This is a genomic window from Shewanella sp. HL-SH5, assembly GCF_051163755.1.
Taxonomy (GTDB): domain Bacteria; phylum Pseudomonadota; class Gammaproteobacteria; order Enterobacterales; family Shewanellaceae; genus Shewanella; species Shewanella glacialimarina.
Genome location: NZ_CP195038.1, coordinates 363,121 through 377,309 on the forward strand (window position 1 = coordinate 363,121; position 14,189 = coordinate 377,309).

At 41.7% G+C, this 14,189-nt stretch carries 7 protein-coding genes; 4 read left to right on the forward strand and 3 right to left on the reverse strand.

Going from position 1 to position 14,189, the window contains the following annotated elements; all coding sequences use genetic code 11:
- The first annotated feature begins 259 nt into the window (after positions 1 to 259).
- The 3 genes from ACRWQM_RS01575 to ACRWQM_RS01585 all read left to right on the forward strand — a co-directional run bounded on the left by ACRWQM_RS01575 (position 260) and on the right by ACRWQM_RS01585 (position 7,998).
- The gene (locus tag ACRWQM_RS01575) at positions 260 to 5,176 is read left to right on the forward strand and encodes a PAS domain S-box protein (protein WP_434931027.1); all 4,917 of its coding nucleotides are present in this window, start codon (positions 260 to 262) and stop codon (positions 5,174 to 5,176) included.
- The gene (locus ACRWQM_RS01580; RefSeq protein ID WP_434931028.1) at positions 5,176 to 6,111 is read left to right on the forward strand and encodes a diguanylate cyclase domain-containing protein; all 936 of its coding nucleotides are present in this window, start codon (positions 5,176 to 5,178) and stop codon (positions 6,109 to 6,111) included. The genes ACRWQM_RS01575 and ACRWQM_RS01580 overlap by 1 nt, the downstream gene beginning before the upstream one ends.
- 420 nt (positions 6,112 to 6,531) lie before the next feature.
- Entirely contained in the window at positions 6,532 to 7,998 is a 1,467-nt protein-coding gene (locus ACRWQM_RS01585) for a carbon starvation CstA family protein (RefSeq protein ID WP_226412855.1), read from the forward strand.
- A 54-nt stretch (positions 7,999 to 8,052) separates the two neighbouring features.
- Here the strand turns inward: ACRWQM_RS01585 and ACRWQM_RS01590 are convergent, their stop codons facing one another.
- From ACRWQM_RS01590 to ACRWQM_RS01600, 3 genes are all read right to left on the reverse strand, one after another.
- Positions 8,053 to 10,197, reverse strand: a complete 2,145-nt coding sequence (locus ACRWQM_RS01590; RefSeq protein ID WP_434931029.1) for a TonB-dependent receptor — start codon at positions 10,195 to 10,197, stop codon at positions 8,053 to 8,055.
- Between the two features lie 133 nt (positions 10,198 to 10,330).
- Positions 10,331 to 12,004, reverse strand: a complete 1,674-nt coding sequence (locus tag ACRWQM_RS01595) for a hypothetical protein (RefSeq protein WP_434931030.1) — start codon at positions 12,002 to 12,004, stop codon at positions 10,331 to 10,333.
- A 312-nt stretch (positions 12,005 to 12,316) separates the two neighbouring features.
- The gene (locus ACRWQM_RS01600) at positions 12,317 to 13,537 is read right to left on the reverse strand and encodes a threonine/serine ThrE exporter family protein (protein ID WP_434931031.1); all 1,221 of its coding nucleotides are present in this window, start codon (positions 13,535 to 13,537) and stop codon (positions 12,317 to 12,319) included.
- A gap of 187 nt (positions 13,538 to 13,724) precedes the next feature.
- On the opposite strand from ACRWQM_RS01600, the gene ACRWQM_RS01605 reads away from it, so the two are divergent.
- On the forward strand, positions 13,725 to 14,120 hold the full coding sequence (locus ACRWQM_RS01605; RefSeq protein WP_434927395.1) for an MAPEG family protein: 396 nt from the start codon (positions 13,725 to 13,727) through the stop codon (positions 14,118 to 14,120).
- The last annotated feature ends 69 nt before the right edge of the window (positions 14,121 to 14,189 follow it).

Genomic DNA, 14,189 nt, shown 5'->3' on the forward strand with positions numbered 1-14,189 from the left:
TAGCCGTTCTAACTCGCATGTTACGAAGGTTGGTATTATTTACGGCATAAGCTAATTTTATCAAAGATATCATCAGCCTTGTTGTCTAGTGGCAAAATCTAACTAATTGATCAAAGTGCTCATAAACGGTTTGTGAGTGAAATTAACGCTTTAGAAAAGATTTTTTTAACCATTAGTGATTCCACTGGCGAAATCTTTCTGAGTAGTCCAATATCATAACTCTATAATTTTAATATCTTAGGTGATTATGGATTTGTCTTTGGAGTACAAAACTGCCGTTAAGCGGGGCTTCGCAGTGCTATTTTTGGGCTTAATCATCAGTGCCGCTTTGGCCTGGGTAGTTAATGAGCGTAACTCCGCTGAAATCAATAAGTCACTTCAAACTGCTTCAGAACAAATTAGTTATCAAGTATTGAGCCGTATCACTCTTTATCAATATGGCCTGCGCGGTGTTCGTGGAATGATTGTCACCGCTGGCGAAAATGAAGTATCTCGTGAAGCATTTTTTCGCTACAGTGCAACGCGAGAGGTTGATAAGGAGTTTCCCGGCGCGCGTGGTTTTGGTTTTATTCGTATTGTTTCCCCTGAGCAGCAAGCGTCTTTTATTACCCAAGCTCAACAAGATAGTTGGCCTAATTTTGCTATTCGTCAGCTTGCTCCCCACGATAATGACCGTTATGTGATTCAATATATTGAACCGGTTGAACGTAATATTGCTGCTGTTGGTCTTGATATTGGCTCAGAGCTGCAACGCCGAGAGGCAGCCGATGCCGCAATGTTATCTGGTGAAGTGCGTTTGTCTGGGCCAATTACCTTAGTGCAGGCAACGGGCAAATCGTTGCAATCTTTTTTAATTTTGATGCCCATGTACCGAACTGCAGCCACCCCTTTAACACCAGAAACTCGCAAAATGGAGGCATATGGTTGGAGCTATGCGCCTTTGGTGACCGATGAGGTATTGAGCGGATTAGATTTACACCAGCAAACAGCTCAGCTAACCCTGACGGATGTGACTTTACAAGATAACCCCATTACTTTTTATGAAACTGAGGCAACAGAAGCGGCTGCTGTTACCCACTATCAATATACGGTGAACAAGAATGTTTTTGGCCGTACATGGCAGTTTAAGATCCTCGCCTACCCTAAATTTATCAATAACTTAAAGCTTAATCATTCCAGTGTTGTATTTATGTATAGCGTGCTTGTCAGTATTTTATTGGCGGGATTGGTTGTGCTTTGGTCTATTGGCTTACAACGTAAACAACAAGTGTTAACTGAACAGGCAAGGTTAGCTAATATGCTAGCGCATTCGCTCGATGGCATTATTAGTTATGACCTTGATGGCTATATTACCAGTTGGAATCGAGGCGCTGAATTACTGTTTGGCTACAACGAGTCCGAGGTGTATGGGTCACTTAGTACCGAGCTGATTGTACCGCCTGAAAAAGCTGAACTTGAAAAATGTTGGTTTGCGAAAGTGTTAGCTGGAGAGGTTATTTTAAATCAAGTTTCATCTCATCAATGCCAAGATGGTAAAACTTTAGCGACGTCTATGACCGCTATGACGATAGTGGATGAAAATGGTGACATTATAGGCGTTAGTCAAACCATTCGCGATGTTACGGCGCAGCAAGATGCAGAGCTGCGGATTTTAAAATTAAATGAAAGCTTGGAATTTAAGGTTGCCAACAGAACGAAAGAGCTGCAACAAGCTGCATCTGAAAATAGAGCCCTGCTTCAATCAATCAATGATCAACTACTTTCTGTAGTCACTGATATTAATGGTGTTATTTTAGAGGTCAACGACTACTTTTGTAGAATGAGTGGCTATTCTCGCGAGCAGCTCATAGGGAAAAACCATTCAATATTACGCTCTGGTGAACATGATGCCGTATTTTGGCAAGGCATGTGGGCACAGATTAATGCGGGGCAATCCTGGCACGGTGAAATTTGTAATTTAGACCAACAAGGTAGCAGACATTGGTTTGATACCATTATTGGCTCAGTAGCCGATGACAATGGCAATATCGAACGCTTTATAGCACTCAGCACCGATATTACTGAGCGTAAATTTGTTCAGTTAGAGAAAAACAAACTTGGATCACTATTAACCAGTGTATTAGATGCCGCTTCAGAAATGTCAATTATTGCCACAGATGCACAGGGTATTATTAGTATATTTAATTGCGGCGCAGAAAATTTATTAGGCTATGACGCTAAATCGATTGTTGGGTTATCTAGCCCTGCTTTTTTACACATCCCTGAGGAAGTTGAAGCACGCTCAATTGAATTATCACAACACTATGGTTTTGCCATTGAAGGCTTTGATACTTTTGTTTACAAAGCAAGAACAGAAGGGCCAGAGACGCGTAATTGGACTTATGTAAAAAAAGATGGCTCCCATTGCCAAATTTCTTTGTCTGTTACCGCGATGCGTGACAGTGATGGTCAGTTACTCGGTTATTTGGGTATCGGGGTTGATGTTACCCAGTCGCTGCAGCAACAAGAGGCCTTGATCTCTGCAAGTAACCATCTGAGTAAGGCTTCCGAGGTGGCTAAGCTAGGCATTTGGACTTTTAACGTACTAGACAATAGTTTGCATTGGAATGACCGTATGCTTTCGATTTACGGTTATCCATTGAATATGCGAGAGCAGGGGATAACATACCAACATTGGCTTAATCGAGTTCACCCTGATGATTTGAAGATGGTAGAGCAAAAGCTCATGGATGCTATATCTGGCGAAGGAATATATGATCCTGTATTTAGAATCATCAAGGTTGATGGTGAAATTCGTTATATTCAAGCGGCTGCCGAGATTGAAAAAGACAAGCATGAACATGTTGTTAGAGTGATTGGTATTAATATTGATATTACCGAACAACGTGAAATAGAAGAAACGCTTCGCACAGCTAAAGAACAAGCTGATGCAGCCAATGCTGCAAAGTCGGTATTTTTAGCCAATATGAGTCACGAAATTCGTACTCCAATGAATGCGGTGCTGGGCATGTTGCAGCTAATGGAGCATACCGCCATGTCCACTCAGCAAGAGGATTATATTGCTAAGACGCAAACTGCGGCTAAATCTCTGTTGGGTTTATTAAATGACATTTTGGACTTTTCTAAAATTGAAGCCGGTAAGTTACAACTTGACCCGCAGCCCTGCGAAATAGAAATGTTAATGCGCGACCTTGCCGTGGTGTTATCAGGTTATTTTGGCAATCGTGATGTTGAAGTGATGTTTAATCTTGACCCCGCTATCCCATCTTGGCTGCTTCTCGATAAGCTAAGATTACAGCAAGTGCTAATCAATTTAGCTGGTAATGCGCTGAAATTTACCCAACAAGGGCAAGTGGTGATTGGCATTGAGTGCCTTGAATCAACAGCGGATAATAACAAGCTGCGATTCTCGATTACCGACACAGGGATAGGCATCAGTGAAGAGCAACTTAGTCGCATTTTTACCGGATTTGAACAAGCTGAATCTTCTACAACTAGGCGTTTTGGAGGCACAGGTCTGGGGTTAGCCATCAGTAAACGTTTGGTAGAATTGATGGACGGTGAGTTGTTAGTCACCAGCCAAGTTGGCAAGGGAAGTCGCTTCTGGTTTGACGTCACTTTACCGCTAATACCTATGACCGCAGAAGCTTCAATCGATATTCAGGGATGTCGAATTTTAGTGGTAGATGACAATCATACCACTACGGAGATTTTACAAAGTATCTTGGTTAATTTTGGTTGTGTTGTCGAGTGCGCTTATAGTGGTGCTGAAGCGATAACTAAATGTAAACAGGCCAATAATGCTCGACTGCCGTTTGATGTTGTTTTAATGGATTGGAATATGCCTGAACTTAATGGCATAAATGCCGCGAGGTTATTGCGGGCGTCGGTGCAAGGCCAGCAGGGGCAGCAAGGTATTGCGCCTGCGGTAATAATGTTGACGGCTTACCTTGAAGAGGCTTTCCGTCAAGATTATAAAGAATCAAGTGCGCCATTTGTGCACTTTTTAACTAAGCCTGTAACGTCTAAGCTTTTGGCTCAGTCCATTAGCCAAGTGATCCGCGGTGAGCTGATGGCTTTACCGGTACCGTTAAAAATGAACAAGCAAAAGCGCTTGTCTGGATTAACCATTTTAGTGGTAGAAGATAATCAATTAAATAGGCAAGTGGCCGATGAACTACTTACCCTAGAAGGCGCTAAGGTGGTATTGGCCGAAGGTGGTATTAAAGGCGTGTCTTTGGTTACCCAAGCAAAACAGGCATTCGATATCGTTATTATGGATATGCAGATGCCTGATATAGATGGCCTGGAGGCAACTCGACGCATTCGACAAGATGCCCGTTTTGAACTGTTGCCTATTCTTGCTATGACGGCTAATGCCTCACAGTCAGACAGAGTCGATTGTATCAATGCCGGCATGAATGATCACATAGGTAAACCTATCGATATGCAGAAGTTAGTGCCGAGTATTTTGGCCCTCGTAGGGCGTGAATTTACCTCAGTTGCAATCGATAATACTGTAGGCAAGGAAGAGACATCTTTAGTGCTTGAGCCTAAAGTTCCTGCTGAGGGCGAGCATTTATTAGATAGTCTTGAACAAATACTGAGCCGATTTGGAGACAATGAAGTTTTTTTCAAAAAAATGGCCAAAGGATTTGAGGCTGAAATAGATAAACAGTTATTACTGTTTACAGCTGCGATTGGGCAAGCCGATCCATTAATTAGCGCCGCAGTTAGCCATGGAATTAAGGGCGTTGCCAGTAATTTTGGCGCAAAAACCTTAGCTGATTTTGCGGCTTATTTAGAACAGCAGTTTAAACACGGTAACCCTCAAGTGCGACAAGTTGAACGCTGGACGGAGAAGTTAACTTTATTATCTCAACTCAGCGTTAAGCAGCTGTCTGAGTATATATCTGAGACGCCATCAAATGAAGCACCAGCAGTTGACCCACAAGTGCAAGGTTTACCTGAAGATGTTGAACTTATTAACAATAAAATCATGTTGTTGAAGCAATATTTACAACAAAATAACCTGGATGCTATTTACCTAGTGGACGACATGGCCGCTTCATTGTCTTATCATAGGTGTTGGACCGAGTTATATTCCCAAGTTCAAGCGCTTGATTTTGAAAATGCTTTGGCATTACTCGCGGTTATCGAGACGGAGGTAGGTTAATGTTAGATTCTGAAGTACTGAGTTTGGCTGACGATAATAAAGGTAAGATCTTGATTGTTGATGATCAGCCGTTAAATATCAAAATATTGCATCAGCTATTTCATCAAGAGTTTGATGTCTATATGGCCACTAGTGGTAAACAGGCCATTGAAGTGTGCGAAAAAGTGAAGCCTGACGTGATATTGTTAGATATTGAAATGCCCGGAATGACAGGACTACAGGTTTGTGAAGAGGTAAAAAACAATCCTATAACCGCTCATACTGCAGTGGTTTTTGTGACAGCGCACTTTGATGAAGAGTTGGAAGTTAAAGGGTTTCAATTAGGTGCTGTTGATTTTATTCATAAACCAATAAACAGCATTATTACCACCACAAGAGTTAAAAACCAATTTTTACTCAAGCGCCAGTCAGATATTTTACGAGCGATTGCCCTGCTCGATAGCTTAACTGGATTAGCTAATCGCCGTCAATTTGAGCGGAGCTTACCTGAATCGTGGCGCCATTGTATCCGTCATAGTAAGCCTTTGTCATTAGTTATGCTGGATGTCGACTTTTTCAAACGCTACAACGATACCTATGGCCATCAACAGGGTGATGACTGCCTTCGCTCGGTCGCACAAGCTATTTATGGCATAGCACTTCGTCCCTATGATCTGGTCGCCCGATACGGTGGTGAAGAGTTTGTTTGTATTCTACCTGACACTGACAGTGAAGGTGCAGTCTCTATTGCTCAGAAGATGGTACAGGCAGTGCAGGCATTAGCTATTGAGCATACTGACTCTAGTATTTCATCTACTGTGACTATTAGTGCGGGCGTTGCCACCATTTTGCCGACGCTAGACGAGACATGGGAACAGGTACTTAAAGAGGCTGATATGCAGTTATATCAGGCGAAAGAGTCAGGGCGTAATCAGGTTAAAGGGATAAGGTTGTAACTGACATTATCATCGCGACTAGACGAACCTTTCTCGATAAGTTTACCTTGTGTCTTCTTCGACAGCTTGATCCTATCAACGGCTTTTATTCCACCTCGCTCATTTAAGTTGGGCGTCTTTGATATCGATCCATTTATTAAATCAGCAAGCAAGCTCTAAAGTCAGACTTATAAGCCGTTTGCTAAAGAAATAACAGTGCGATTAAATACATTAAGTCAGTCGGTGAAAAGGTGTAATGTTTATTATGCTGTGTGACGTTATCTAGGTACAGCTCGCTTCATTAATGTTGTAAAAGCTAAAAATGTGAAGCTAATAGGGGGGTTGTTAGACCTTAGTCTAGCAGCTAGAGCCTTGACCTCGCACGGTAAGTCGTTGACACTTCTAAGCTACAATAATGCCTCTCCCTACTGGACAAATATTATGCTTATATTTTTCATATGTATTGCGTTGCTGGTCCTAGCTTATAAATTCTACAGCCCATTTGTAGAACGACAAGCTGGAATCGACCCCACCGCAAAAACGCCGCAAGCTCGATTTAATGATGGTGTGGACTATGTTGAAGTTCACCCTGTAAAAGCTTACTTAATTCAATTTTTAAACGTTGCAGGCGTAGGACCAATATTCGGTCCTATTCTTGGCGCTTTATATGGTCCCGTAGCCTTAGTATGGATTGTCATCGGTAATATCTTAGGTGGCGCGGTACATGACTATTTTTCGGGTGTATTGAGTATTAAAGAGGATGGTAAAAGTTTACCTGAAATTGCAGGTCACTATTTTAATATATTCTTTAAAGGTTTAATGCTGGTCTTTACTGCTATGTTACTGTTTTTTGTGGGCGTGGTATTTATCATGAGCCCAGCAGGACTATTAAGTAATTTAAGCTATTTTGAAGGCACATTCTTAAGCGGAAATACCTTCTGGGTATTGGTTATTTTAGTTTATTACTTTCTAGCGACCTTATTACCTATTGATAAAATCATCACTAAGTTATATCCCGTATTTGGGCTGTTAATGATTGTGATGACCCTGTCTTTAGCTGTGGCACTATTAATCAATGCACCGCATTTACCTATGGCCGGAGATTTTCTAGCGTATTTTGACCATAGCCATTATAACAATGATTTATTAGAGCCTAATCCTGACGGGTTACCCACGTGGCCATTATTATTTGTCACCATTACCTGTGGTGCTATTAGTGGTTTTCACTCGACTCAAGCACCTATTATGGCGCGCTGTTTAACCAATGAAAAATATGTCCGCCCAGTGTATTTTGGCGCCATGATGTCAGAGGGTATTGTGGCGTGTGTATGGGCTACTGCAGGTATTGCAGCATTCCCAGGTGGTTATGTTGAACTTAAAGAGATTTTGGCTCAGGGCGGCCCTGGGTTAGTGGTTAATCAGGTTGCAACCACTTATTTAGGTGTAGCGGGTGGCATTATGGCAATTATTGCCGTGGCCATTTTCCCTATCACCTCTGGTGATACCGCGTTCCGTTCATTGCGCTTAACCATTACCGATGCGTTTAATATTCCGCAAAGTATGCGTAACCGTTTATTGTTGGCTGTGCCGATTTTAGTGATTGCTTATTTCATGACGAAGATTGACTTCACATTGATTTGGCGTTATTTCGCCTTCTCAAACATGTTGTTATCAACCAGTGTATTGTGGCTAGCGACTAAGTATTTGTTTGACCGTGGCACGTTCCATTGGATTGTCAGTTTACCGGCGATTATTGGTACCAGTATTACGGTATCTTATATTATGACCGCAGGTATTGGTTTTGGCCTACCGATGGAATTAAGTAAGCCAGTCGGTATTGCGGTTGGTGTGGTGTCATTGATTGCACTTGTACTCGCACATCAAAAGCGTAAAACTGCAGTGGTATAAAAAACAGTTTTTGTAATTAAAAAGACCTTGCGCTTGCAAGGTCTTTTTTTTGGGTTAAAAATTGGCTTTAACTCCTAGGTTAACAGTAGTGCCCAGAGATTTAGTATTATAGCCATTGTAAGTATATGCCTGTGAGCGGGCTGAGAAATAATCTTCATTTAATAGATTTTCAATACCAAGCGATAATTGCCAGCTGTCAATTTGATAGCTGCTGCTGAGGTTCACAACATTGTAATGTTCGATAGGCCCCTGTGCTCCAACGTACGCACCATTGACCTGTTCAAAGCGTTTACGACCGCCTACATACATATAATTTAAGCCGATACTGGCCTGCTGAATCGGCTGCCAGTTAAGGTAAGCGGTAAATTTAGGTGCGGCAATAATGCCGCCATCTAGGTAAATGTCAGCATCGGTATCTTTACCTTCTACCCAACTGTAGGACATTCCGGAACTTAGGTTGTCGAGTATTTGGTAGTCAAGTTGTGCCTCATATCCCCATATTTTTTGTGGTGCACGCACTGGCATATAAACCCCTGTAACCGGGTCAAATTTGTTACTGGTGCCAAGTTCTGATTCACTCTTGTAAGCCGCAATTTCATAGCTTAAATCGTTTAATTGACCAGACAGTCCGATTTCATAATTATCAACAACCGAGGCTTGTGTTTGTACTAGGTTGATATCATTGACGGTAGCGGCTCGTAGTAATCTGCCTAAATCTGAAATATCTGCACCTTGAGAGAAACTAACAAATGGGCTGAATTGAGGAGTTAAGTTATACCTTAACCCCAAATTGTAGGTGGTAGAGTCATAGGTTAGGTCGCCACCTTTTACGTCAAATGGGACAGAACAAGTACTAGGAGTGCTGCATAACTTGAGCGTTTGATAATTATCAACGGCCAAGTCGACACTGTCTTGTCTTACGCCTGCTTTTATAATCCAGTCATCGGCAATAATAAATTTGGTTTGTAAGTAGGCCGCTAAATTATACATGTCCATTTCTGGCACCCAAATACGGCCATCTTCTAGCGGTTGTGAGCTCACATCTTGTAGCGCATCGATACCATAAATGAAGGTTGCGGCAACGTGTTCCCAGTCGGCAGCGGTGGCCAAATTAACGCGCAAGCCTGTTTTTTCAGATTTAATCAGTGATTGTCCACCATCGTAACCTTCGCTAGGGTTAGCTAAGCTAGCTGAATAGAAAAACATGTTCTCTATTGTTTGAAGGTATCCATCTAATGTGAGTTGGGTGTTATAAAAAATATCCTGGTCGACGTATTTCAACATTAAATTGTGATTGCCTCTAGGGCCTTGTGGCACCCCAGGTTTTGCTATGCCTTGAGTGTTATGAATAGCATAGGTTTTAACGCCACTATTAACACTGCCAATTACATCAATTAAATCAGCATCTTGCTGGGCTTTATAATAGTTGTAAGTGAGTTGTACAGACTTATCATCGTCTAGTTGATAAGCGAGTTTAGTGAAAAGGTTATTTGATTGGGTTTCAGACAAACCATAAATTAGGCCAATGACATCGCCTTCGGCATCTCGCTCTAAACCTGTTTTTTCACTTATTGCACTCAATACATAACTAAAATCATCTAGCGTGCCGTCTATCGAGGTATCAAGCCTCACACCTGCGCTGCCCTCTAGTTTTACCGCGCTAAATTTGGTTGAAGCGCTCAGATTAATATTTGCTATATCAGTGCCCGCACGTTTGGTGATGTAGTTGATAATGCCACCAGAGGCGCCATTACCATAAATTGAGGTAGCCCCTTTAATCACTTCAATACGTTCTATTGCACCTGGGTCGATAGAGCTTATCCCCAGTTGACCATTACGCAGAGGGGTAGATTGCGGGACACCGTCAATCATAACCAATGCGGCGCGACCACGCAGTGTTTGGCCTGAATTACTTGAGGTTCCGGTGCTAGGTGCAAGGCCTGGCACACGAAAGGCGAGTAGGTTTTGTAGCTCACTGGTCACTTGCATATCTTGTGCTAGGGTTTGTTGGTTTATTAACGTAACCGATGATGGGACTTCGTCTATGCGCTCAACAGCGCGACTGCCAGTTATGATCATCCGTTCCATTGATTTGTTGCTAGTCTGAGTCTCATCGGCGATAGCGCTAGCTGATGATAAAGACATTAAGCATAATGCCCAGCGCGTCGCAGTCGCTAATTTACTAGGGGTAAATAACATATGTGTCCCTATTGTGAATAATTTTGGTAAATGATATTAGTTATCATTTACGTTTTCAGATTATTTTCACAATATTTACATTCGCGAGACATTTATGCTCGATGCTAGGCTTAGCATCAAACGTGTTATCGAATTAAAAGTGGTCTTTAATTTGGAATCGAAACTCCCAGCTATTCAAGTCTTGTCCATTAGTGAACGGCTTGGCAATATCAATGTGGGCAATATTACCGTAACTTGATTTAGATGAATAAATTCGAGCGCCAATACCAATACTGCCTATAGGATCATTTACTTCATTAAATGCATCTGTGCCACCAAATGCCTGACCAACATCGGTAAATAAAGCCCAGCCCAAATCGGCGAGTTGATATAAATTGATATTAGGGTAATTTCTTAATTCAGCTGTCAACACCCACTGATTATCACCGTGTTGATAATCATTAGGGTAGCCTCTAATACCGGTCTCATCCCCTAAGGCGAATGTTCGGTCAAGGTAGTTATTTTTTGATGTTGCAACGACTGCTTTGGTGTAAGCGGTCCATTTATCTGTAATGTTATAAAAGTATTCAGACGCTAACGAAACATTATAAAAATCATCCTGGCTGGTGGCTAAATCAGCCTCGCCCTGCAGTTTGATTAAAAATAAATGGTTATCTGACTGCCATCCTCTGCTGCTGAGAATATTTAAGTGATATCCCAAATTAGCGTTATCGGCAACATCATTGGTTTCAAAGCCAAGCTTAGCCGAATGGTGCCAACCTAAATTAAAGTCTTCGTTATTGCCGATAAGGTGAATATTATTAAGAACAGTAAAATCATCCTGTAGGTATTCATAGCCTACCCAGGGGTAGATAAAGTCACGATCAACGGGTAATTCGCTTAGCGGATACGTTTCAAGATTTTCAAATTTATTGCTATCTTGAGTTAAACCAAAAGTCACCCGGCTAAGTTGATCCTGATCACGGGTTAACAACCAACCATAGGTTAGGTTAGCAAACTCGACATTATGTTTAAATTCGTTCACGTCGACACCATTTTGTCTAATGATGTCTGTTCGCTCATCTTGTACCCAAGATGTGCCATACATGTGCTTAGTATCTAAAGCATAAAAGGGTTTGTAAAAAGCCAATGCTGTGGCTTGACCATCACTATTATCATAAAAATCTGCGGCAACAATGGCATGTTTGATTGCTTTTACCGGTGCGCTAAAGGCAAATTTATAGCCGGTTCTGTCATCGCTAGCTTGATATTTCACCCGGGTATTAATACCTAAACCGAGTAAGTTATCCTCTTTAATACCAAAAGAGTACTTAGTGCCGCCGCCATTTTTGCTTAAACTCACTGTCGGTAATAAGGACCAGTTATCCCATGTTTCAACCAGCATGGTTTGGTCGGTGGTATTATCGGCGTCTGGCGCCTTTTGGGTAACGGTAATTTTAGCGTCACGAATATAAGATTCAGATCGCAAAAGACGTTGTGCTTCTTCAATATCTTTTTGGCTAATATCATCACCCACTTCAAAACTTAAATTATCTATGATGGTTGAGTCAGTCGTATTGATATGCAGATAGTTAGCCCAGCGGTGGATAAAGAATGATTCGGGGTCAGATTCATCAAAGATTGGATTACTTTGAACCACTATTTTACTGACTTTAACGGTGGAATTTGGGGTTTCTTTTTCAGCTTGGGAGGCCGTTTCAGGTGGCGGGGTTAAGGATGTATTATTTGTATTAATATCAGCTGTAAAAGCTGAAAATGGCAAGGTTGCACACGCGATACTCAGTAACACTAAACAGGTTTTTGGCATCGAGATGTCCTTTAATTATTATCTTTAGACTAATTGTTACTAAAATGATCGTTAACATTTTGCTGGTGTTTTGTTTTTGTTGTCAGCATGTTTAATAACACACCTGAATTGGTATAGAGTCAAGTGTTTACCGTAATTGATTGGTATTGTTTTTGATATTGGTTATTAAAAAAACTAAACAGACAGGATTAGCTATAAATGGGTCGCTAGAATGGTTAATGAGTCAGTAGGTAAAATACTATTATGTAGCGAAAAAAATTAAGCAGGCCGAAAAATAGCAGCCTGCAGTATTTATCTGAGTATGACGACAGCCTATAAAGATCGTCTAGGCGGCACTATCACGTTAGCAAAAATAAGCCCTGCGATAAGCGACATAAAGATTAAGAATATTTGCGACCCCAGGTGCGCCTGATTCAACATTGTTTCACCAGAAATCAGCGCATTAAGGCCGATATACGTTTTACTGCCGGGCACCAAAATAACGATGCCTTGCAACAGCGCGATAGAGGCAGGCGCTTTCATCCAACGTGCATACAAATTGGAGTAAATACCTACTGCCAGAGCGCCAACAAAAATACCGATGGATTCGCCTAAATAAAGGCCGCCTAACATGGCTGAGAAAAAGGCCACAATACCGGCAAAAACACCCCATGGTGAATCTTTTAGGCGGGCTTTAAATATAATCACCAGTGACATAGAGAGCATGGGTACCGCGGACCAAATGGCCCAACGAGGCAGTGGTTCAGGGTCAATGTAAATCGCTTCGCCAAAAATGGCTTTACCGATTGTCATCCCAAGTACGGCGCCAAAATACAGTTTAAACAACTGCATAACGGCATCCATTATGCGTGCCGTGCCTGATATTAAATCGCGCGCCGCTAACTCAGCTAACCCTAAAGTCAGTGCTAAACCGGGGACAAAGATGATGATCCCAGATAAAATAGTCACAGGTAAATTAATGCTGGCATCAAATTGCGCAATACCACAGGCCAGGATAGCCACAACAACGGCAGCCAAAGGCTCTAGCATTTCGGCAACACGTTTAGAGCGCTCAGCCCAAAACACTAAACTGTATACAATTAGCCCCAGCAGGGCAGACCAGAACACATCATGCCAACCCGTACCCATTAACATGGCAAAAGCACCCGCACTTGAACCAAAGGCTAATAAAGTGAGTTTGTGGCCGTAAGGGTTGGGTTTGTTGGCAATTTCTTCTAAGCGGTCAAGCGCTTCTTGCAATGTGCGTTGGCCAGAACTTAATTCTTCAACTAATTCAAAGGTACGCGCCAGTGAGCCTAAATCTAAATCACCGGGTTTTACGCGGGCAACATGGTTGTATTCTTGTTCAGTATCATGTTGTAAAACAAACGTCATAGACGTGGGAGATATAAGAAAATAACCTTCAATACCAAGGGTGTGGGATACCGTCTGCAAATGGGATTCAAGGCGATAAGCTGGCGTACCAAACTTGTGTAATGCTTTACCTAATTTAATGATAAATCTACGTTTTTCGATAAAGTCTTGATTATCCACTGGCCGTCAGTCACTCTTAATTAATCTTGGGTTAATAATGCAGCGAATAGTAACCGATCCGTTGTTATTAATCGATAAACTATTTGCCTTCAATACCAGCCGTTAAAATTTTAGCTGGTTTTTATCAAGGTGATAGTTTACTCATTTATGGTTATGATAGTGTTACAAAAATAGACAGGAGCAAAAAATGGCTTTATTGGTAACAGGTTTATATGCGAGTTTGACCGGATTATTGGTGCTCGCACTTGCTTATCGCATTGTTAAATTACGACGTTTACATGCTATTGGTATTGGTGATGGCGGTAATAAAGACTTATCGTTAGCAATGCGAGTGCATGGCAATTTATTAGAAAATGCGCCACTGGTATTAATTTTACTTGGGGTGGCAGAAGCAAATGGCATGCCTGTTTATTTACTTCACTGTTTTGGTACCGCTTGGATTGTGGCGCGTTTACTACACGCCATAGGATTAACCCAAGGAAAAGGCGGTTATCATTTTGGCCGCTTCTGGGGAGTATTAACCACTTGGATAATCACCTTAGGTTTAGTGATAGCTAATATTGGTTTCTTTATCGGTTTTTAATAACCCAGCCACTTTTCAAGTTATCAGTAATAACATACAGAAATAAGTGGAAATTTTTCTATTTCCACT